Annotated in this window: 31 protein-coding genes; all 31 read right to left on the minus strand. The window is 66.9% G+C overall.

The features are described 5' to 3' along the window. Window positions 1-23 precede the first annotated feature (23 nt). Window positions 24-878 carry a tRNA pseudouridine(38-40) synthase TruA gene (gene truA, locus ABS735_RS33020; protein WP_373901468.1) on the minus strand — a complete coding sequence of 285 codons (855 nt, stop codon included), beginning with the start codon at window positions 876-878 and terminating at the stop codon, window positions 24-26. A 142-nt stretch (window positions 879-1,020) separates the two neighbouring features. Then, on the minus strand, window positions 1,021-1,527 hold the full coding sequence (rplQ, locus tag ABS735_RS33025) for a 50S ribosomal protein L17 (RefSeq protein ID WP_373901467.1): 507 nt from the start codon (window positions 1,525-1,527) through the stop codon (window positions 1,021-1,023). Between the two features lie 138 nt (window positions 1,528-1,665). Beyond that, window positions 1,666-2,688 carry a DNA-directed RNA polymerase subunit alpha gene (locus ABS735_RS33030; protein WP_003966937.1) on the minus strand — a complete coding sequence of 341 codons (1,023 nt, stop codon included), beginning with the start codon at window positions 2,686-2,688 and terminating at the stop codon, window positions 1,666-1,668. 138 nt (window positions 2,689-2,826) lie between these two features. Beyond that, complete coding sequence (gene rpsK, locus ABS735_RS33035) at window positions 2,827-3,231, minus strand: 30S ribosomal protein S11 (RefSeq protein WP_007443997.1); 405 nt, start codon at window positions 3,229-3,231, stop codon at window positions 2,827-2,829. 67 nt (window positions 3,232-3,298) lie between these two features. Continuing rightward, window positions 3,299-3,679: a 30S ribosomal protein S13 gene (gene rpsM, locus ABS735_RS33040; RefSeq protein ID WP_003974244.1), complete on the minus strand. Its 381-nt coding sequence runs from the start codon at window positions 3,677-3,679 to the stop codon at window positions 3,299-3,301. 188 nt (window positions 3,680-3,867) lie between these two features. Then, window positions 3,868-3,981: a 50S ribosomal protein L36 gene (gene rpmJ / locus ABS735_RS33045; RefSeq protein ID WP_003974245.1), complete on the minus strand. Its 114-nt coding sequence runs from the start codon at window positions 3,979-3,981 to the stop codon at window positions 3,868-3,870. A 68-nt stretch (window positions 3,982-4,049) separates the two neighbouring features. Then, window positions 4,050-4,271, minus strand: coding sequence for a translation initiation factor IF-1 (infA, locus tag ABS735_RS33050; protein WP_004927214.1), 222 nt, complete (start codon window positions 4,269-4,271; stop codon window positions 4,050-4,052). Between the two features lie 154 nt (window positions 4,272-4,425). Next, window positions 4,426-5,262 carry a type I methionyl aminopeptidase gene (gene map, locus ABS735_RS33055; protein ID WP_373901466.1) on the minus strand — a complete coding sequence of 279 codons (837 nt, stop codon included), beginning with the start codon at window positions 5,260-5,262 and terminating at the stop codon, window positions 4,426-4,428. 148 nt (window positions 5,263-5,410) lie between these two features. Continuing rightward, window positions 5,411-6,064 carry an adenylate kinase gene (locus tag ABS735_RS33060; protein WP_373901465.1) on the minus strand — a complete coding sequence of 218 codons (654 nt, stop codon included), beginning with the start codon at window positions 6,062-6,064 and terminating at the stop codon, window positions 5,411-5,413. Then, on the minus strand, window positions 6,064-7,377 hold the full coding sequence (gene secY, locus ABS735_RS33065) for a preprotein translocase subunit SecY (protein WP_373901464.1): 1,314 nt from the start codon (window positions 7,375-7,377) through the stop codon (window positions 6,064-6,066). Before secY ends, ABS735_RS33060 begins: the two co-directional genes overlap by 1 nt. Window positions 7,378-7,633: 256 nt before the next feature. Further along, window positions 7,634-8,089 carry a 50S ribosomal protein L15 gene (gene rplO / locus ABS735_RS33070; RefSeq protein ID WP_003974249.1) on the minus strand — a complete coding sequence of 152 codons (456 nt, stop codon included), beginning with the start codon at window positions 8,087-8,089 and terminating at the stop codon, window positions 7,634-7,636. A gap of 2 nt (window positions 8,090-8,091) precedes the next feature. After that, window positions 8,092-8,274, minus strand: coding sequence for a 50S ribosomal protein L30 (gene rpmD / locus ABS735_RS33075; protein ID WP_006140898.1), 183 nt, complete (start codon window positions 8,272-8,274; stop codon window positions 8,092-8,094). Between the two features lie 2 nt (window positions 8,275-8,276). After that, on the minus strand, window positions 8,277-8,882 hold the full coding sequence (gene rpsE, locus ABS735_RS33080) for a 30S ribosomal protein S5 (RefSeq protein ID WP_003974251.1): 606 nt from the start codon (window positions 8,880-8,882) through the stop codon (window positions 8,277-8,279). A gap of 43 nt (window positions 8,883-8,925) precedes the next feature. Further along, complete coding sequence (rplR, locus tag ABS735_RS33085; protein ID WP_373901463.1) at window positions 8,926-9,309, minus strand: 50S ribosomal protein L18; 384 nt, start codon at window positions 9,307-9,309, stop codon at window positions 8,926-8,928. A gap of 3 nt (window positions 9,310-9,312) precedes the next feature. Next, window positions 9,313-9,852 carry a 50S ribosomal protein L6 gene (gene rplF / locus ABS735_RS33090; RefSeq protein ID WP_030145478.1) on the minus strand — a complete coding sequence of 180 codons (540 nt, stop codon included), beginning with the start codon at window positions 9,850-9,852 and terminating at the stop codon, window positions 9,313-9,315. A 24-nt stretch (window positions 9,853-9,876) separates the two neighbouring features. Further along, on the minus strand, window positions 9,877-10,275 hold the full coding sequence (gene rpsH / locus ABS735_RS33095; protein WP_026248232.1) for a 30S ribosomal protein S8: 399 nt from the start codon (window positions 10,273-10,275) through the stop codon (window positions 9,877-9,879). A 209-nt stretch (window positions 10,276-10,484) separates the two neighbouring features. Further along, entirely contained in the window at window positions 10,485-10,670 is a 186-nt protein-coding gene (locus tag ABS735_RS33100) for a type Z 30S ribosomal protein S14 (RefSeq protein WP_003948630.1), read from the minus strand. 5 nt (window positions 10,671-10,675) lie between these two features. Next, window positions 10,676-11,233: a 50S ribosomal protein L5 gene (gene rplE / locus ABS735_RS33105; RefSeq protein ID WP_003974255.1), complete on the minus strand. Its 558-nt coding sequence runs from the start codon at window positions 11,231-11,233 to the stop codon at window positions 10,676-10,678. Continuing rightward, window positions 11,233-11,556, minus strand: coding sequence for a 50S ribosomal protein L24 (gene rplX / locus ABS735_RS33110; RefSeq protein ID WP_003974256.1), 324 nt, complete (start codon window positions 11,554-11,556; stop codon window positions 11,233-11,235). The genes rplE and rplX overlap by 1 nt, the downstream gene beginning before the upstream one ends. Before the next feature lie 2 nt (window positions 11,557-11,558). Further along, on the minus strand, window positions 11,559-11,927 hold the full coding sequence (rplN, locus tag ABS735_RS33115) for a 50S ribosomal protein L14 (RefSeq protein WP_003974257.1): 369 nt from the start codon (window positions 11,925-11,927) through the stop codon (window positions 11,559-11,561). Window positions 11,928-12,033: 106 nt separating this feature from the next. Then, window positions 12,034-12,321, minus strand: coding sequence for a 30S ribosomal protein S17 (gene rpsQ / locus ABS735_RS33120; protein WP_003974258.1), 288 nt, complete (start codon window positions 12,319-12,321; stop codon window positions 12,034-12,036). After that, window positions 12,321-12,545, minus strand: coding sequence for a 50S ribosomal protein L29 (gene rpmC, locus ABS735_RS33125; protein WP_003974259.1), 225 nt, complete (start codon window positions 12,543-12,545; stop codon window positions 12,321-12,323). Before rpmC ends, rpsQ begins: the two co-directional genes overlap by 1 nt. Continuing rightward, window positions 12,545-12,964, minus strand: a complete 420-nt coding sequence (rplP, locus tag ABS735_RS33130) for a 50S ribosomal protein L16 (protein ID WP_003974260.1) — start codon at window positions 12,962-12,964, stop codon at window positions 12,545-12,547. Before rplP ends, rpmC begins: the two co-directional genes overlap by 1 nt. A 5-nt stretch (window positions 12,965-12,969) precedes the next feature. Continuing rightward, window positions 12,970-13,800, minus strand: coding sequence for a 30S ribosomal protein S3 (gene rpsC / locus ABS735_RS33135; RefSeq protein ID WP_164458930.1), 831 nt, complete (start codon window positions 13,798-13,800; stop codon window positions 12,970-12,972). Further along, entirely contained in the window at window positions 13,800-14,147 is a 348-nt protein-coding gene (gene rplV / locus ABS735_RS33140) for a 50S ribosomal protein L22 (protein ID WP_003974262.1), read from the minus strand. Before rplV ends, rpsC begins: the two co-directional genes overlap by 1 nt. 42 nt (window positions 14,148-14,189) lie before the next feature. Beyond that, window positions 14,190-14,471, minus strand: a complete 282-nt coding sequence (rpsS, locus tag ABS735_RS33145) for a 30S ribosomal protein S19 (protein ID WP_003948639.1) — start codon at window positions 14,469-14,471, stop codon at window positions 14,190-14,192. Between the two features lie 12 nt (window positions 14,472-14,483). Further along, window positions 14,484-15,320 (minus strand): 50S ribosomal protein L2, encoded by an 837-nt coding sequence (gene rplB / locus ABS735_RS33150; RefSeq protein WP_030400225.1) that lies wholly within the window; start codon window positions 15,318-15,320, stop codon window positions 14,484-14,486. A gap of 40 nt (window positions 15,321-15,360) precedes the next feature. After that, window positions 15,361-15,780, minus strand: coding sequence for a 50S ribosomal protein L23 (gene rplW / locus ABS735_RS33155; protein WP_003974265.1), 420 nt, complete (start codon window positions 15,778-15,780; stop codon window positions 15,361-15,363). Beyond that, entirely contained in the window at window positions 15,780-16,439 is a 660-nt protein-coding gene (rplD, locus tag ABS735_RS33160) for a 50S ribosomal protein L4 (RefSeq protein WP_127894806.1), read from the minus strand. Before rplD ends, rplW begins: the two co-directional genes overlap by 1 nt. An 8-nt stretch (window positions 16,440-16,447) precedes the next feature. Next, entirely contained in the window at window positions 16,448-17,092 is a 645-nt protein-coding gene (gene rplC / locus ABS735_RS33165; protein ID WP_373901462.1) for a 50S ribosomal protein L3, read from the minus strand. Between the two features lie 16 nt (window positions 17,093-17,108). After that, a complete protein-coding gene (rpsJ, locus tag ABS735_RS33170; RefSeq protein ID WP_003948644.1) occupies window positions 17,109-17,417 on the minus strand; it encodes a 30S ribosomal protein S10 in 309 nt (102 codons plus the stop codon). Window positions 17,418-17,864: the final 447 nt, after the last annotated feature.

Here is a 17,864-nt window from a genome sequence, read left to right on the forward strand (position 1 = left end):
TACGCCCGCCAGGCACCGCGTGTTCAGCAGCAACTGCTCCCCGGCAGCGTCCTCCTGTTGCGCGCCTCCTTGTTCCGGGCCGCCAGCAGCTCGTCGGCCGGGTAGCCGACCTCCTCGAGGGTCAGCCCGTGCGGCCGTACGACGTGCACGGCCGAGTCCCGTACGCCAGCGGCGAGCACCTTCGCCGGCCAGTCGGGCGCACGGTGCCCGTCGCCGACGAACAGCAGCGCCCCGATGAGGGAGCGCACCATGTTGTGGCAGAAGGCGTCGGCCCGCACGGTGGCGGTGACGATCCCGTCCTCGCCCCGCACGAGACTCAGCTCCTGCAGCGTCCGGATGGTGGTGGCCCCCTCCCGCTTCTTGCAGTAGGCGGCGAAGTCGTGCTCGCCCAGCAGTCCGCGGGCGGCCTCGTTCATGGCGTCCACGTCGAGCGGCCAGTCGTGCCACAGCACGTGCCCTCGCAGCAACGGGTCGACGCCGCCGGGGTTGTCGGTGACACGGTAGGCGTAGCGCCGCCAGACCGCCGAGAACCGGGCGTTGAAACCACTGGGCGCCTCGCGCAGCGCCCAGACCCGCACGTCCCTCGGCAGCCGCCCCGCGAGCCGCTTGAGCAGCTTCACGTGGTGCTCGGCCCACACCTCGCGCGGCAGATCGACATGGGCGACCTGCCCCCGGGCGTGCACGCCCGCGTCGGTCCGGCCGGCGACCGTCAGCTCGCACGTCTCCCGCGACCGGGTGACCGTCCGCAGCGCGTCCTCGATCTCCCCCTGCACGGTCCGCCGCCCCCCGGCCTGCTTGGCCCAGCCGGAGAACTCGCTCCCGTCATAGGAGAGATCCAGCCGCACCCGCACGAACCCGGCCTCTACTTCGTCACTCACCCAGAGATCCTCTCACCAACGCGAAAGCGGGCCCGCCCTTGAAAAGGACGGACCCGCAAACGCCGCAAAGGGGCGCGGGGAACTGCGCGACCAGCCACGACGAGAGTCGCACCCGCCGACGCACAGCTCCCCTGCAGAACGCTTACGCGTCCTTCGACTCCTCGGCCGCAGCCTCGTCGTCGGCCTTGGCCGTGTCGACCTTGGCCTCGGAAACCTCGGCGGAGCCCTCGGCGTCCTTGGCGGCGCGCTTCGTCGCGGCCTCGGCCTCGCCGGTGGCCTGCTGCGCCACGGTCAGCGCCTCGACCAGCTCGATGACGGCCATGGGCGCGTTGTCGCCACGGCGGTTACCGATCTTGGTGATCCGGGTGTAGCCACCGGGACGGTTCTCGTAGCGCGGGCCGATCTCGGTGAAGAGCGTGTGGACGACGCTCTTGTCCGTGATCACCTGGAGCACCTGACGGCGGTTGTGAAGGTCGCCCTTCTTCGCCTTGGTGACCAGACGCTCGGCGTACGGACGCAGCTTGCGCGCCTTCGCCTCGGTGGTGGTGATCCGGCCGTGCTCGAAGAGGCTCTTCGCGAGGTTCGCGAGGAGCAGCTTCTCGTGCGCGGCACTGCCGCCCAGACGGGCACCCTTGGTGGGCTTCGGCATGGTGTTTCTCCTAGGTGTCTGCCCCGGCCGTATCAGGTACCGGAGTCAGTATCCGAGCAGGCGGTCGCCTGTCGGAGATCCGGGGCGCCTTTTCAGGCACCCCGGAGGATCCGCAGTACGGCCCTCCTCGCGGAGCGCTCAGTACTGCTCGGTCTCCACGAACCCGGCGTCCGCGTCGTCGTCCGCGCCGAAGGCATCGGCGGCGGCGGTCGGGTCGAACCCGGGAGGCGAGTCCTTCAGCGCAAGCCCCATACCCGCGAGCTTGGCCTTGACCTCGTCGATGGACTTCGCACCGAAGTTGCGGATGTCCAGCAGGTCCGCCTCGGAACGGGCCACGAGCTCACCCACGGAGTGGATGCCCTCGCGCTTGAGGCAGTTGTACGACCGAACGGTGAGCTCCAGCTCCTCGATCGGCAGCGCCAGATCGGCGGCGAGCGCGGCGTCCGTCGGGGACGGACCCATGTCGATGCCCTCGGCGTCGATGTTCAGCTCGCGGGCGAGACCGAACAGCTCGACCAGCGTCTTGCCGGCGGAGGCCATGGCGTCGCGCGGACGCATCGCCTGCTTGGTCTCGACGTCGACGATCAGCTTGTCGAAGTCGGTGCGCTGCTCGACACGCGTGGCCTCGACCTTGTACGTGACCTTCAGAACCGGCGAGTAGATCGAGTCGACCGGGATACGGCCGATCTCCTGGCCCACCTGCTTGTTCTGCACGGCGGAGACGTAGCCGCGACCGCGCTCGACGGTCAGCTCCATCTCCAGCTTGCCCTTGCCGTTGAGCGTGGCGAGGACGAGGTCGGGGTTGTGCACCTCGACACCGGCCGGGGGCGCGATGTCGGCGGCGGTGACCAGACCCGGGCCCTGCTTGCGCAGGTACATCACGACGGGCTCGTCGTGCTCCGAGGAGACGACCAGCTGCTTGATGTTGAGGATCAGGTCGGTGACGTCCTCCTTGACGCCCGGCACGGTGGTGAACTCGTGCAGGACACCGTCGATGCGGATGCTGGTGACAGCAGCGCCGGGGATCGACGAGAGGAGGGTGCGGCGGAGGGAGTTGCCGAGGGTGTAGCCGAAGCCCGGCTCCAGCGGCTCGATGACGAACCGGGAGCGGAACTCGTCGACGACCTCTTCGGTCAACGAGGGACGCTGAGCGATCAGCATGTGGTGATCCTTCAGTCAGGGGCGCCCGCTATTTGACGCCCGACCAGTACTGCAAGGGTACGGGCGATACGACCCGAAAGAGCCGTACCGCCCGGAAACCCTGGTGAAGCGTTGAAGCGATGTCGCCGTGAAGCGAGATCAGACGCGACGACGCTTCGGCGGACGGCAGCCGTTGTGCGGGGTGGGCGTGACGTCCTGGATGGAGCCGACCTCGAGGCCGGTCGCCTGCAGGGAGCGGATGGCGGTCTCACGACCGGAACCCGGGCCCTTGACGAACACGTCGACCTTGCGCATGCCGTGCTCCTGCGCGCGACGGGCAGCCGACTCGGCGGCCATCTGCGCGGCGAACGGCGTGGACTTCCGGGAGCCCTTGAAGCCGACGTGGCCGGCGGAGGCCCAGGAGATCACGTTGCCGGTCGGGTCCGTGATGGACACGATCGTGTTGTTGAACGTGCTCTTGATGTGCGCGTGGCCGTGAGCGACGTTCTTCTTTTCCTTGCGGCGCACCTTCTTGGTCGCGCCCTGACGTCCCTTGGGGGGCATGTCGTTCTCCTACGGGAGGTGGTCGGTCCTACAGCGAAGACCGCTGGACGGCGAAGTCCGCTGCGGACTACTTCTTGCCCGGCTTCTTCTTGCCGGCGATGGCGCGACGCGGGCCCTTGCGGGTGCGGGCGTTCGTGCTGGTGCGCTGACCGCGGACGGGCAGGCCCCGGCGGTGACGCAGACCCTGGTAAGTGCCGATCTCGACCTTGCGGCGGATGTCGGCCTGCACCTCGCGACGGAGGTCACCCTCGGTCTTGATGTTGTTGTCGACGTACTCGCGGATCGCGACGAGCTGCTCCTCGGAGAGGTCCCGAACACGGGTGTTCGGGTCCACGCCGGTGGCGGCGAGCGTCTGCTGCGAGAGGGTCCGGCCGATGCCGAACACGTAGGTGAGGGCGATCTCCACGCGCTTTTCGCGCGGGATGTCAACACCGGAAACGCGTGCCATTCAATGGCTCCAGTTGGTTGTCGGAGGTCTTCCACAGAACCGTTCCCCGGCCGCCGTATGAGGTACGGATCGGGTCCCCGGCCTCCGAACCGGGGGTGTCGGACGCCTGGGCGCCCGGGTCCTGCGTATGAACATATTCAGCTCGCGTCGCGCGAAGTCATGCGAATCGCGGAGGGAACGGTCGTGCGTCAGCCCTGGCGCTGCTTGTGGCGCGGGTTGTCGCAGATGACCATGACCCGACCGTGACGGCGGATCACCCTGCACTTGTCGCAGATCTTCTTGACGCTCGGCTTGACCTTCATGGGTGTGAGGTTCTCCGGGTCAGTTGCCGGCGGACCCGCGCGGGAAGCACGCGGGACGTGGGCAAGATCTACTTGTACCGGTAGACGATCCGGCCACGCGTCAGGTCGTACGGAGACAGCTCCACCACGACCCGGTCGTCAGGGAGGATGCGGATGTAGTGCATGCGCATCTTGCCGCTGATGTGTGCCAGGACCTGGTGGCCGTTCTGGAGCTCGACCCTGAACATGGCGTTCGGAAGAGACTCGACGACAGTGCCCTCGATCTCGATGGCACCTTGCTTCTTGGCCACGCTTCGCCCTTCGAATCGACTACCTTGATCGACTCCTGTGCGCCATGTCGCATATCAACCTGCAGACATGCGGGTGCACGGGAGCCGACGAGTCAGTCTACGTCAGCAAACCCGGAAAGGCGAAACGAGGAAGTCTGCCCCGGTAGCGAGATCGTTATGCAAGGGGGTCGGGAGCCGCCGTGATGCCCAGCTCCGCCAGCTTCGCCCTGCCCCCGTCGGGAGCCGTCAGGACCAGCGGGCCCTGTTCCGTCAGGGCGACGGAGTGCTCCCAGTGGGAGGACCAGGTGCCGTCCGTGGTGATGACCGTCCATTCGTCCGACAGCACCTCGGTGCGGGGGGTGCCGAGGGAGACCATGGGCTCGATGGCGAGGCAGAAGCCGGGGACGAGCTTGGGGCCCTTGCCGCGGCGCCGGTCGACGTAGTTCAGCAGGTGCGGGTCCATGTGCATCTCGGTGCCGATGCCGTGGCCGCCGTAGTCCTCGATGATCCCGTACTTGCCGCCGCCGGGCTTGGGCTGGCGGCGGATGTAGGTCTCGATGGCGCGGGAGACGTCCACCAGGCGGTTGCCCTGCTTCATGGCCGCGATGCCCGCCCACATGGACTCCTCGGTCACCCGGGACAGCTCGATCAGCTCCGGGGAGTGGCCGGAGCCGACGAAGGCCGTGTAGGCGGCGTCGCCGTGCCAGCCGTCGATGATCGCGCCGCAGTCGATGGAGATGACGTCGCCGTCCTTGAGGACGACCTCGTCGGACGGGATGCCGTGGACGACGACCTCGTTCACCGAGGTGCAGATGGTGGCGGGGAAGCCGCCGTACCCGAGGAAGTTCGGCTTGGCGTCGTGCTCCGCGAGGACCTTGCGGGCGACCTGGTCCAGGTCCTTGGTCGTCGCGCCGGGCACGGCGGCCTCACGGGTGGCCGCGTGGATGGCGGCGACGACCAGCCCCGCCTCGCGCATCTTGGCGATCTGCTCGGGGTTCTTGATCTGCACCATGGGGGCTGCGGCCTTTCTGGACGGGACTGGACCGGTTAGGAGGGGCGGGAGGGGAACGGTTCCCACGATACGGGGCGGAGCCGTCCCACCCCACAGCGCAGCCGCGGCCCCCTGAGCGAGGGACCGCGGCTGCGAGTCGGGCGGAGCACTACTTGTCGCGCTTGAGCGCCTCCAGCGCACGGCGGGTGACCTCGTCCACGGGGCCCGTCGCCGCGATGGTGGCGACCAGGCCCTGCGACTTGTAGTAGTCGATGATCGGCTCGGTCTGCGTGTGGTAGACCTCCAGCCGCTTGCGGACCGTCTCCTCGGAGTCGTCGTCCCGCTGGTACAGCTCTCCGCCGCAGACGTCGCAGACGCCTTCCTTCTTCGGCGGGGTGTACGTCACGTGGAAGACGTGGGACGAGTCGTTGCGGCAGACGCGCCGGCCGGCGATCCGCTTGACGACCTCGTCCTCCGGGGCCTCCAGGTCCAGCACCGCGTCGAGCTTCATGTCCTCGGTCTCGAGCAGCTCGTCCAGCGCCTCGGCCTGGGAGACGTTGCGCGGGAAACCGTCCAGCAGGAAGCCGCCCTCGGCGTCGGGCTGCTCCATGCGGTCCTTCGCCATGGCGATGGTGACCTCGTCCGGCACGAGATTGCCGGCGTCCATGTAGGACTTCGCGAGCTTGCCCAGTTCGGTCTGCTGGCTGATGTTCGCGCGGAACAGGTCGCCCGTGGAGATGTGCGGAATGTGCAGCGTCTCGGCAAGGCGGGTGGCCTGCGTTCCCTTTCCGGCACCCGGAGGCCCGACGAGGACGATTCGCATCAGCGGAGGAACCCTTCGTAATTGCGCTGCTGGAGCTGGCTCTCGATCTGCTTCACCGTCTCGAGACCGACACCCACGATGATCAGGATGCTGGTGCCGCCGAACGGGAAGTTCTGGTTTGCCCCGAAACCAGCCAACGCCATTGTCGGGACGAGAGCGATCAGACCCAAGTACAGCGAACCCGGCCAGGTGATCCGGTTGAGTACGTAGCTCAGATACTCAGCGGTCGGTCGGCCAGCCCGGATGCCCGGGATGAAGCCACCATACTTCTTCATGTTGTCCGCGACTTCCTCGGGGTTGAACGAGATAGCCACGTAGAAGAAGGCGAAGAACACGATCAGGAAGAAGTACAGGATGATGTGCGGCGTCGCGGCCGTGTCGGCGAGATTCTTCTGGATCCAGGTGGCCCAGCCGGCCGTGGAGCCGGAGAACTGGACGATCAGCGCCGGGATGTAGAGCAGCGACGAGGCGAAGATGACGGGGATGACGCCCGCCTGGTTCACCTTGAGCGGGATGTACGTCGACGTGCCGCCGTAGGAACGGCGGCCGATCATGCGCTTCGCGTACTGCACGGGGATACGGCGCTGGGCCTGCTCCACGAAGACGACCAGGCCCACCATGACCAGGCCGACGAGGATGACCGTGCCGAACTCGATCCAGCCGCCCGCCAGGTCGCCCTGCTTCTTGATGGCCCACAGGGCGGAGGGGAAGGTCGCGGCGATCGAGATGAACATCAGGATCGACATGCCGTTGCCGATGCCGCGGTCGGTGATCAGCTCGCCGAGCCACATGACGAGGGCCGTACCGGCGGTCATGGTGATCACCATGACGATGGTGGTGAAGATCGCCTGGTCGGGGACGATCTGACCGGCGACGGTGCAGCCGGAGAAGAGGGCGCCGCTGCGGGCGGTGGCCACCAGGCCGGTGCCCTGCAGGATGGCGAGCGCGACGGTCAGGTAGCGGGTGTACTGCGTGATCTTCGCCGTGCCCGCCTGGCCCTCCTTCTTGAGGGCTTCCAGACGCGGGATCACGACGGTCAGCAGCTGCAGAATGATGCTCGCCGTGATGTACGGCATGATGCCGAGCGCGAAGACCGTGATCTGCAGCAGGGCGCCACCGCTGAACATGTTGACCAGGCCGAAGAGGCCCTGGTTGCCGGACGCCTGGTCCACGCACTCCTGGACGTTCTTGTAATCGACGCCTGGAATGGGGATGTGGGTACCGAGCCGGTACACCACGATGATGCCGAGCGTGAAGAGCAGCTTCTTGCGCAGGTCGGGCGTCTTGAACGCCCGGGCGAACGCGGTGAGCACGGTGCCTCCTGCGACCCCCGCGCTACTGCGTCAAGGGTGACGGTCTTGAGGTTCGACTGACGACTGATAAGTGGGCGGCTATGTGAGTAACGGTGAACTGCCGCTCAGAGTGCCTCATGTGACGCACCCGTGAAAGAGGGCAGCGCAGGCCACCTTACCGGCGGGAGCACTCCCCTTGGAACGACCAACCGGGGATACCCCTTTTGTGGGGCATCCCCGGTCGGGATCGCTCATGTCATCGAGACGCCTGAAGTACTCAGACGAGCTCGGTGACGGTACCGCCGGCGGCGGTGATCTTCTCCTTGGCGGAGCCGGAGACGGCGTCGACCGTCACCTGCAGCGCCACGGAGATCTCGCCCTGGCCGAGGACCTTGACGAGGCTGTTCTTGCGAACCGCACCCTTGGCCACGAGGCCCTCGACGGTGACCTCGCCACCCTCGGGGTACAGCGCGGCCAGCTTGTCGAGGTTCACGACCTGGAACTCGGTCTTGAACGGGTTCTTGAAGCCCTTCAGCTTCGGAAGACGCATGTGGAGGGGCATCTGGCCACCCTCGAAGCGCTCCGGAACCTGGTAACGGGCCTTCGTGCCCTTCGTACCACGACCGGCCGTCTTACCCTTCGACGCCTCACCACGACCGACACGGGTCTTGGCGGTCTTGGCGCCCGGGGCGGGACGGAGGTTGTGGATCTTGAGCGGGTTGTTCTCCGCCATGATCAGTCGACCTCCTCGACCGACACGAGGTGGCGGACGGTGTGCACCATGCCGCGGAACTCGGGGCGGTCCTCCTTGACGACCTGCGTGTTGATCCCCTTGAGACCAAGGGAACGCAGGGTGTCACGGTGGTTCTGCTTGCTGCCGATGTAGGACTTGACCTGCGTAATCTTGAGCTGCGCCATGATTACGCACCCGCCCCGGCACGCGCACGGAGAAGAGCCGCGGGGGCGACGTCCTCGAGCGGCAGACCACGGCGGGCCGCGATCTCCTCGGGACGCTGCAGGCCCTTGAGGGCCTCCACGGTCGCGTGCACGATGTTGATCTGGTTGTCGGAGCCGAGCGACTTCGACAGCACGTCGTGGATACCGGCGCACTCGAGCACGGCGCGCACCGGGCCACCGGCGATAACGCCGGTACCGGGGGACGCGGGCTTGAGCAGCACGACGCCGGCAGCCTTCTCACCCTGGATGGGGTGCGGGATGGTGCCCTGGATGCGGGGGACCTTGAAGAAGTGCTTCTTGGCCTCCTCAACACCCTTGGCGATGGCGGCCGGCACCTCCTTGGCCTTGCCGTATCCGACACCCACGGTGCCGTCACCGTCGCCCACCACGACCAGCGCGGTGAAGCTGAAGCGACGACCACCCTTCACAACCTTGGCGACGCGGTTGATCGCGACGACGCGCTCAACGTAAGCGGTCTTCTCGGCGGCACCTGCGCCACCGTCACGGCCCTTCCGGTCCCGCCGCTCGCCGCCACCGGCACCGCTGCCGCGGCGCTGGGGTCCAGCCATTGGAATTACCTCTCTCTGTTTCCGCTAGCGATACGGAACCGGCTCAGAACTTCAGTCCGGCTTCGCGGGCGGCGTCCGCCAGGGCTGCGATGCGCCCGGCGTACTGGTTGCCACCACGGTCGAACACGACGGCCTCGATGCCGGCCGCCTTGGCGCGCTCGGCGACCAGGGCGCCGACCTGCTTGGCCTGCGCGGACTTGTCGGCCTCGCCACCGCGGATCGAGGTGTCCAGGGTGGACGCCGACGCAAGGGTGTGACCCTTGAGGTCGTCGATCACCTGGGCCACGATGTGGCGGTTCGAACGGGTAACGACCAGACGGGGACGCTCCGCCGTACCCGAGAGATTCTTGCGAATCCGGATGTGACGGCGCTTGATCGCGGCGCGCTTGTAGGCGTCGCCCTTGAGGATCTTCTGTCCGTATGCCATGGCTTACTTACCCGCCTTTCCGACCTTGCGGCGGATGACTTCGCCCTCGTACTTGACGCCCTTGGCCTTGTACGGGTCGGGCTTGCGCAGCTTGCGGATGTTGGCCGCAACCTCGCCGACCTTCTGCTTGTCGATGCCCTCGACCGAGAAGTGGGTCGGGTTCTCCACCTTGAAGGTGATTCCCTCGGGGGCCTCGACCAGGATCGGGTGGCTGTAGCCGAGGGAGAACTCCAGGTTCGAACCCTTGGCGAGCACGCGGTAACCGACACCGCTGATCTCGAGCTTCTTCACGTAACCCTGGGTCACGCCGGTGATCATGTTCGCCACCAGCGTGCGGGACAGGCCGTGCAGGGCCTTGCTCTGACGCTCGTCGTTGGGGCGGGTGACGTTCAGAACGCCGTCCTCACCCTTGGCGATGTCGATCGGCGCCACGACGGTGTGGGTCAGCGTGCCCTTGGGGCCCTTGACCGAGACCGTACGGCCGTCGATGGTGACGTCCACGCCGGCGGGAACCGCGATGGGGAGCTTGCCGATGCGCGACATAGCTGTTTCCTCCGTTCCCTTCCGTTACCAGACGTAGGCGAGGACTTCTCCGCCTACGCCCTTCTTGCCGGCCTGCTTGTCGGTGAGGAGCCCGTGGGACGTGGAGATGATCGCCACGCCGAGGCCACCCAGCACCTTGGGCAGGTTGGTGGACTTCGCGTACACCCGGAGACCGGGCTTGGAGATCCGCTTGATGCCCGCGATGGAGCGCTCACGGTTCGGGCCGAACTTCAGCTCGAGGACGAGGTTCTTGCCGACCTCGGCGTCCTCGGTCTTCCAGCCCGTGATGAAGCCCTCCTGCTGGAGGATCTCCGCGATGTGAGACTTGATCTTGGACGCCGGCATCGTCACGGAGTCGTGGTACGCCGAGTTCGCGTTCCGCAGACGCGTAAGCATGTCTGCGATCGGATCAGTCATGGTCATGAATTGGCCTTCGGCCTCTCTCGCCGTGGTTTCCTGGTGCGCCATCCCTCTCCCCGATCCGAGACGGGACGGGTGCGGCGCGGTGGACCTACGGCGTAGTAAGTCGTACGGGCGGCAGACGCCCAACCCCGCAAGCCTAAGGCATGCGAGGACGGGCTTCTGCCGACCCAGATGCTTACCGAGAGTCTGAATAACCCGGAATTACCGGATTACCAGGAGCTCTTGGTCACGCCCGGCAGCTCGCCACGGTGAGCCATCTCACGAAGGCACACGCGGCACAGGCCGAACTTGCGGTAGACGGAGTGCGGACGGCCGCAGCGCTGGCAGCGCGTGTAGCCGCGGACACCGAACTTGGGCTTGCGAGCAGCCTTGGCAATCAGAGCCTTCTTCGCCATCTCGCTCACGCCTCCTTGAAGGGGAAGCCGAGGTGACGGAGGAGCGCGCGGCCCTCAGCGTCGTTGGTCGCCGTGGTCACCACGGTGATGTCCATACCCCGGGTGCGGTCGATCTTGTCCTGGTCGATCTCGTGGAACATGACCTGCTCGGTGAGACCGAAGGTGTAGTTGCCACGGCCGTCGAACTGCTTGGGGGACAGACCACGGAAGTCGCGGATGCGCGGCAGCGCCAGCGACAGGGTGCGGTCCAGGAACTCCCACATGCGGTCGCCACGGAGCGTGACGTGGGCACCGATCGGCTGGCCCTCACGCAGCTTGAACTGCGCGATGGACTTGCGGGCCTTGGTGACGGCCGGCTTCTGACCGGTGATCGTGGTGAGGTCGCGGATGGCGCCCTCGATCAGCTTGGAGTCGCGGGCGGCGTCGCCCACACCCATGTTGACCACGATCTTCACGAGGCCGGGGATCTGCATGACGTTCTCGTAGGAGAACTCCTCACGCAGCTTGCCCGCGATCTCCTCGCGGTACTTCGTCTTGAGACGCGGAGTGGTGGTGGTAGCCATCAGATGTCCTCACCCGTCCGCTTGGCAACGCGAACCTTGTTGCCCTCGTCGTCGAAGCGGTAACCGACGCGCGTGACGACCTTGTTGCCGTCCTTCTCCACGACCAGCTGGACGTTGGAGACGTGGATCGGGGCCTCGGTGGTCACGATGCCGCCGGCCTGCGAACCGCGAGCGGTCGGCCCGGCCTTGGTGTGCTTCTTGACCCGGTTGACACCCTCGACCAGGACACGGTCCTCGCGGGGGAAGGCCGCGATGACCTTGCCCTGCTTGCCCTTGTCCTTACCGGTGATGACCTGGACCAGGTCGCCCTTCTTGATCTTCATGCTCACAGCACCTCCGGCGCGAGGGAGATGATCTTCATGAACTTCTTCTCGCGCAGCTCACGGCCCACCGGGCCGAAGATACGGGTGCCACGAGGGTCGCCGTCGTTCTTCAGAATGACGGCGGCGTTCTCGTCGAAGCGGATGTACGAGCCGTCCGGACGGCGGCGCTCCTTGACGGTGCGAACGATGACCGCCTTGACGACGTCACCCTTCTTCACGTTGCCACCGGGGATCGCGTCCTTGACGGTGGCGACGATGACGTCACCGATACCCGCGTAGCGGCGGCCCGAGCCACCGAGCACACGGATGGTGAGAATTTCCTTCGCACCCGTGTTGTCGGCGACACGCAGCCGCGACTCCTGCTGGATCACGTCTATCTCCTGATTGTCTGCCGGTTCCCCGGGAGCCGATCACTGGGTGAACGGCTCCCGGAGCCTGGCGGAACTGTCCTGCGAGGAATGCCCCGCAGGAAATTTCTTACTTGGCCTTCTCGAGGACCTCGACGACGCGCCAGCGCTTCGTCGCGGACAGCGGCCGGGTCTCCATGAGGAGGACACGGTCGCCGACGCCCGCGGCGTTCTGCTCGTCGTGAGCCTTGAGCTTCTCGGTACGGCGGATGACCTTGCCGTACAGCGCGTGCGTCACGCGGTCCTCGACGGCGACGACGACGGTCTTGTCCATCTTGTCGCTGACGACCAGACCCTGCCGGGTCTTGCGGAAGCCGCGTGCGGCCTTCGTCTCTTCAGTCACGTTGCTCTCGCTCATCAGGCGCTCTCCACCGTCTCGATGCCCAGCTCGCGCTCACGCATCAGGGTGTAGATCCGCGCGATGTCCTTACGGACGGCCTTGAGCCGACCGTGGTTCTCGAGCTGACCCGTCGCCGCCTGGAAGCGGAGGTTGAACAGCTCTTCCTTGGCCTCGCGGAGCTTCGCCAGAAGCTCCTCGTTGCCCAGCTCGCGCAGCTCGGACGCCTTGGTACCGGCCGACATCACGCTTCACCTGCCTCGCGCTTGACGATCCGGCACTTCATCGGCAGCTTGTGGGCCGCACGGGTCAGCGCCTCACGGGCGATCTTCTCGTTGGGGTAGGACAGCTCGAACATGACCCGGCCCGGGTGCACGTTCGCGATCCACCACTCCGGAGAACCCTTACCGGAACCCATGCGGGTCTCGGCCGGCTTCTTCGTGAGCGGGCGGTCCGGGTAGATGTTGATCCAGACCTTGCCGCCACGCTTGATGTGGCGGGTCATCGCGATACGGGCGGCCTCGATCTGGCGGTTGGTCACGTACGCCGGCGTGAGGGCCTGGATGCCGTACTCGCCGAACGCAACCTGCGTACCGCCCTTGGCCATACCACGGCGCTTCGGGTGGTGCTGCTTGCGGTGCTTGACCCTACGGGGGATCAGCATTTCGGTCAGGCCTCCGTTCCGGTGCTCTCAGCCGGAGCGGCAGCGGCGGGCGCGTCGGCCTTGGGGGCCTCGGCGGCCGGAGCCGACTGCTGCTGCGGCTTGCGCCCACGACGCTCGCCACCGCGGCCACCGCGGGCCGGGCGGTCGCTGCCACCACGGGCCGGACGGTTGCCGGCGCGGGCGGCGGCGTTCTCGGCGCGGACCTCGGCGATGTTCTTGACGTCGCCCTTGTAGATCCAGACCTTCACACCGATGCGGCCGAAGGTCGTCTTGGCCTCGAAGAAGCCGTAGTCCACGTTCGCGCGGAGCGTGTGCAGGGGCACACGGCCCTCGCGGTAGAACTCCGAGCGGGACATCTCGGCGCCGCCGAGGCGGCCACCGCACTGGATCTTGATGCCCTTGGCGCCGGCCTTCATCGTGCCCTGCATGCTCTTGCGCATGGCGCGACGGAAGGAGACGCGGGAGGACAGCTGCTCGGCGACGGCCTGGGCGACCAGCTGAGCATCGGTCTCGGGGCTCTTGACCTCGAGGATGTTCAGCTGGACCTGCTTGCCCGTGAGCTTCTCGAGCTGACCGCGGATCTTGTCGGCCTCCGCACCGCGGCGGCCGATGACGATGCCCGGACGAGCCGTGTGGATGTCCACGCGGACGCGGTCACGGGTGCGCTCGATCTCGACCTTGGAGATGCCGGCGCGCTCCATGCCGGACGTCAGCATCCGACGGATGGCGACGTCTTCCTTGACGTAGTCCTTGTACAGCTTGTCGGCGTACCAACGCGACTTGAAGTCGGTCGTGACACCGAGCCGGAACCCGTGCGGGTTTACCTTCTGGCCCATTACCGGGTTCCTTCCTTGCTGCTGACGACCACGGTGATGTGGCTGGTCCGCTTGCGGATCCGGTAGGCGCGGCCCTGGGCGCGCGGCCGGAACCGCTTCAGGGTCGGGCCCTCGTCGACGTACGCCTCGGAAATGAAGAGGCTGTCGGCGTCGGTGTGGTCGTAGTTGTGCGCGGCGTTGGCGATGGCGCTGTCCAGCACCTTGCCGACCGGCACGCTCGCGGCCTGCGGGGCGAAACGCAGGACCGCCTGAGCCTCCGTGGCATCCATGCCACGGATGAGGTCCACCACGCGGCGGGCCTTCATGGGCGTGACGCGGATGTACCGCGCCTGGGCCCTGGCTTCCATGGTTGTCCCTTCAGTGTTTGTCATGGTCATTCCACCCCGCTGTTAGCGGCGCTTCGACTTCCGGTCGTCCTTGACGTGACCCCGGAAGGTGCGCGTCGGCGAGAACTCGCCGAGCTTGTGGCCGACCATGGACTCGGTGACAAACACCGGGATGTGGGTCTTGCCGTTGTGCACCGCGATCGTGTGGCCGAGCATCGCCGGGACGATCATCGAGCGACGGGACCAGGTCTTGATGACGTTCTTGGTACCGGCTTCGTTCTGGACGTCCACCTTCTTGATCAGGTGGTCGTCGACGAAGGGTCCCTTCTTCAAGCTACGAGGCATCTCAACCCGTCCTTAGCGCTTCTTGTTCGTCTTGCGGCGGCGGACGATGTACTTGTTCGACGCCTTCTTGGGCGAACGAGTACGGCCTTCCTTCTTGCCCCACGGCGACACGGGGTGACGACCACCGGAGGTCCGGCCCTCACCACCACCGTGCGGGTGGTCCACCGGGTTCATGACCACACCACGGACGGTCGGGCGAACGCCCAGCCACCGCTTGCGGCCCGCCTTGCCCCAGTTGATGTTGCTCTGCTCGGCGTTGCCGACCTCGCCGACCGTGGCGCGGCAGCGCTGGTCGACCAGGCGGATCTCTCCGGACGGCATGCGCAGGTGGGCCATCGAGCCCTCCTTCGCGAGCAGCTGCACGGAGGCACCGGCGGAGCGGGCGAACTTGGCGCCGCCACCGGGACGGAGCTCGATCGCGTGGATCGTGGTACCGACCGGGATGTTGCGGAGCGCCAGGTTGTTGCCCGGCTTGATGTCGGCCCCGGGACCGTTCTCGACGCGGTCGCCCTGCTGCAGGTTGCGCGGGGCGAGGATGTAGCGCTTCTCGCCGTCGGCGTAGTGCAGCAGCGCGATGCGCGCGGTGCGGTTGGGGTCGTACTCGATGTGCGCGACCTTCGCCGGCACGCCGTCCTTGTCGTGCCGACGGAAGTCGATGACACGGTAGGCGCGCTTGTGTCCGCCACCCTGGTGGCGAACGGTCACACGACCGGCGTTGTTACGGCCGCCCTTGCTGTGCAGCGGGCGGACCAGCGACTTCTCCGGCGTGGACCGCGTGACCTCGACGAAGTCGGCGACGCTGGAGCCACGACGGCCCGGCGTAGTCGGCTTGTACTTGCGGATTCCCATTTCTCAGTCCTCGTCCGATTCCGGACGATCCGGACCTCCGTCAGGAGGTCGGACCGCCGAAGATGTCGATACGGTCGCCCTCGGCGAGGGTCACGATCGCGCGCTTGCTGTCGGCACGCTTGCCGAAGCCCGTGCGGGTCCGCTTCCGCTTGCCCTGGCGGTTGATCGTGTTGACCCCGGTGACCTTGACCGAGAAGACCGCCTGGACGGCCTCCTTGATCTGGGTCTTGTTGGAACCCGGGGCGACGACGAACGTGTACTTGTTCTCGTCGAGGAGCGCGTAGCTCTTCTCGGAGACGACCGGCTTCAGCAGCACGTCACGGGGGTCCGTGAACGCCTTGCTGGCCGGCGTGACGACGGTGTTCTTGCCCTCGGCCTCGTGGCGGCGCGCCTTGGCGACGCGCGCGGCCTTGGCGGCCTTGGCCGCCTTGGAGGCGATGCTCGGGTGACGCGTAGCCATCAGGCTTCGCTCCCTTCGGTGTCAGCGGCCTTGTTGGGGCCAGACACGAAGGACTCGAAAGCGGCCTGGGTGAAGACCACGTCGTCCGAGACGAGAACGTCGTACGTGTTCAGCTGGCCCGGCTCCAGGATGTGGATCTGGGGCAGGTTGCGGGCGGACAGCCACGCGGCCTCGTCGGCGCGGTCGACGACCAGGAGCAGGTTCTTGCGCTCCGAGATCTTGCCGAACAGCGTCCGGGCGGCCTTCGTGGACGGGGTCTCGCCCTCGATGACGCCGGTGACGACGTGGATGCGGTCGTGGCGGGCCCGGTCGGTGAGGGCGTGGCGCAGGGCCGCGGCCTTCATCTTCTTCGGGGTCCGCTGCGAGTAGTCACGCGGCTGCGGGCCGTGGACGACGCCACCGCCGGCGAACTGCGGCGCACGGGTCGAACCCTGGCGGGCGCGGCCGGTGCCCTTCTGGCGGTACGGCTTCTTGCCGCCACCACGGACCTCGCCGCGACGCTTGGTCTTGTGCGTGCCCTGGCGGGCAGCGGCGTTCTGCGCGACGACGACCTGGTGGATCAGCGGAATGCTGATCTTCTCCACGCCGAAGATCTCCGCGGGGAGCTCGACGCTTCCGGTCTTCTCGCCGGCAGGCGAAAGGATGTCAACAGTGCTCATCGGTTACCTCAGGCCCCCTTGGCCGCAGTGCGGACCAGGACGAGGCCGCCGTTCGGACCGGGAACCGCGCCCTTGATGAGCAGCAGACCCTTCTCCGCGTCAACGGCGTGGACGGTCAGGTTCTGGGTGGTGACCCGCTCGTTGCCCATGCGGCCGGCCATGCGGAGGCCCTTGAACACGCGGCCCGGGGTGGCGCAGCCACCGATGGAACCGGGCGAGCGGTGCTTGCGCTGGGTGCCGTGTCCGGCGCCGAGGCCCTTGAAGTTGTGACGCTTCATGACACCGGCGAAGCCCTTGCCCTTGCTCTTGCCGGTGACGTCGACCTTCACGCCGGACTCGAAGACCTCGGCGGTGACTTCCTGACCGAGGGTGTACTCGGCGGCGTCGGCCGTACGGATCTCGACGAGGTGGCGGCGGGGGGTGACGTCGGCCTTGGCGAAGTGGCCCTTGAGGGGCTTGTTCACCTTGCGCGGGTCGATCTCGCCGAACGCGATCTGGACGGACTCGTAGCCGTCGACGTCGTTCGTGCGGACCTGGGTGACGACATTGGGGCCGGCCTTGACAACGGTGACCGGAACAACACGGTTGTTCGCGTCCCACACCTGCGTCATGCCGAGCTTCTCGCCCAGGATGCCCTTGATCTGCTTCGTCATCTTCAGATCACCGGCCTCAGAGCTTGATCTCGATGTCGACACCGGCCGGGAGGTCGAGTCGCATCAGAGAGTCAACGGTCTTGGGGGTCGGGTCGAGGATGTCGATCAGGCGCTTGTGCGTGCGCATCTCGAAGTGCTCGCGCGAGTCCTTGTACTTGTGCGGCGACTTGATGACGCAGTACACGTTCTTCTCAGTGGGCAGCGGCACCGGGCCCGCGACCGACGCACCAGTGCGAGTCACCGTCTCGACGATCTTCTTCGCCGAAGAGTCGATGACCTCGTGGTCGTAGGCCTTGAGCCGGATGCGGATCTTCTGTCCCGCCATGGCTACTCAGTAGTCCTGTCTCTCGTAACGCTCTGGACCCGGTGGTCCTTGTCCATTCCGCTCCCCTTCCGACCCACGCGGTCGGGCGTGTCGCACTCTCGCTGACATGGATGTCCCTCTTCGGGACTTCCCTGCCTGGGAGTGCGGACCCTTCCGGAACCGCGGGCCGGGGGCGAGAGGCCCACCGGGTGCCTGGCCTGCACCCCGCTGACGCTTCCCGGAAGATTCCCGTACGTCCGCCCCTGATCAGGAGCGACGAGTACTGTGGGACTCGCTTCCGGTCCCCCCGGCGGGAGGCGCGCAGCATCGGCACTCGACCGAGCAACCCCGCTAGTCTGCCATACAGGGCGCGGGGCTGGCCAATCGAAGCGGATGACTGTACCCCGGGGGTGACGGAGATCAAACCCGGGACGAGCATCGCTCTGGGCCAGAGGCACCGGCCCGACT

This window comes from Streptomyces sp. MMCC 100 (assembly GCF_041538145.2).
In the GTDB taxonomy this organism is placed as follows: domain Bacteria; phylum Actinomycetota; class Actinomycetes; order Streptomycetales; family Streptomycetaceae; genus Streptomyces.

Excerpts from the sequence above, each read along its gene's own strand:
- rplQ (WP_373901467.1), bottom strand. The coding sequence starts at position 1,527 with ATGCCGAAGCCCACCAAGGGTGCCCGTCTGGGCGGCAGTGCCGCGCAC.
- ABS735_RS33030 (WP_003966937.1), bottom strand. The coding sequence starts at position 2,688 with ATGCTGATCGCTCAGCGTCCCTCGTTGACCGAAGAGGTCGTCGACGAG.
- rpsK (WP_007443997.1), bottom strand. The coding sequence starts at position 3,231 with ATGCCCCCCAAGGGACGTCAGGGCGCGACCAAGAAGGTGCGCCGCAAG.
- rpsM (WP_003974244.1), bottom strand. The coding sequence starts at position 3,679 with ATGGCACGCGTTTCCGGTGTTGACATCCCGCGCGAAAAGCGCGTGGAG.
- rpmJ (WP_003974245.1), bottom strand. The coding sequence starts at position 3,981 with ATGAAGGTCAAGCCGAGCGTCAAGAAGATCTGCGACAAGTGCAGGGTG.
- map (WP_373901466.1), bottom strand. The coding sequence starts at position 5,262 with ATGGTGCAGATCAAGAACCCCGAGCAGATCGCCAAGATGCGCGAGGCG.
- ABS735_RS33060 (WP_373901465.1), bottom strand. The coding sequence starts at position 6,064 with ATGCGAATCGTCCTCGTCGGGCCTCCGGGTGCCGGAAAGGGAACGCAG.
- rplO (WP_003974249.1), bottom strand. The coding sequence starts at position 8,089 with ATGGCGGAGAACAACCCGCTCAAGATCCACAACCTCCGTCCCGCCCCG.
- rpmD (WP_006140898.1), bottom strand. The coding sequence starts at position 8,274 with ATGGCGCAGCTCAAGATTACGCAGGTCAAGTCCTACATCGGCAGCAAG.
- rpsE (WP_003974251.1), bottom strand. The coding sequence starts at position 8,882 with ATGGCTGGACCCCAGCGCCGCGGCAGCGGTGCCGGTGGCGGCGAGCGG.
- rplR (WP_373901463.1), bottom strand. The coding sequence starts at position 9,309 with ATGGCATACGGACAGAAGATCCTCAAGGGCGACGCCTACAAGCGCGCC.
- rplF (WP_030145478.1), bottom strand. The coding sequence starts at position 9,852 with ATGTCGCGCATCGGCAAGCTCCCCATCGCGGTTCCCGCCGGCGTGGAC.
- rpsH (WP_026248232.1), bottom strand. The coding sequence starts at position 10,275 with ATGACCATGACTGATCCGATCGCAGACATGCTTACGCGTCTGCGGAAC.
- ABS735_RS33100 (WP_003948630.1), bottom strand. The coding sequence starts at position 10,670 with ATGGCGAAGAAGGCTCTGATTGCCAAGGCTGCTCGCAAGCCCAAGTTC.
- rplE (WP_003974255.1), bottom strand. The coding sequence starts at position 11,233 with ATGGCTACCACCACCACTCCGCGTCTCAAGACGAAGTACCGCGAGGAG.
- rplX (WP_003974256.1), bottom strand. The coding sequence starts at position 11,556 with ATGAAGATCAAGAAGGGCGACCTGGTCCAGGTCATCACCGGTAAGGAC.
- rpsQ (WP_003974258.1), bottom strand. The coding sequence starts at position 12,321 with ATGAGCGAGAGCAACGTGACTGAAGAGACGAAGGCCGCACGCGGCTTC.
- rpmC (WP_003974259.1), bottom strand. The coding sequence starts at position 12,545 with ATGTCGGCCGGTACCAAGGCGTCCGAGCTGCGCGAGCTGGGCAACGAG.
- rplP (WP_003974260.1), bottom strand. The coding sequence starts at position 12,964 with ATGCTGATCCCCCGTAGGGTCAAGCACCGCAAGCAGCACCACCCGAAG.
- rpsC (WP_164458930.1), bottom strand. The coding sequence starts at position 13,800 with ATGGGCCAGAAGGTAAACCCGCACGGGTTCCGGCTCGGTGTCACGACC.
- rplV (WP_003974262.1), bottom strand. The coding sequence starts at position 14,147 with ATGGAAGCCAGGGCCCAGGCGCGGTACATCCGCGTCACGCCCATGAAG.
- rpsS (WP_003948639.1), bottom strand. The coding sequence starts at position 14,471 with ATGCCTCGTAGCTTGAAGAAGGGACCCTTCGTCGACGACCACCTGATC.
- rplB (WP_030400225.1), bottom strand. The coding sequence starts at position 15,320 with ATGGGAATCCGCAAGTACAAGCCGACTACGCCGGGCCGTCGTGGCTCC.
- rplW (WP_003974265.1), bottom strand. The coding sequence starts at position 15,780 with ATGGCTACGCGTCACCCGAGCATCGCCTCCAAGGCGGCCAAGGCCGCC.
- rplD (WP_127894806.1), bottom strand. The coding sequence starts at position 16,439 with ATGAGCACTGTTGACATCCTTTCGCCTGCCGGCGAGAAGACCGGAAGC.
- rplC (WP_373901462.1), bottom strand. The coding sequence starts at position 17,092 with ATGACGAAGCAGATCAAGGGCATCCTGGGCGAGAAGCTCGGCATGACG.
- rpsJ (WP_003948644.1), bottom strand. The coding sequence starts at position 17,417 with ATGGCGGGACAGAAGATCCGCATCCGGCTCAAGGCCTACGACCACGAG.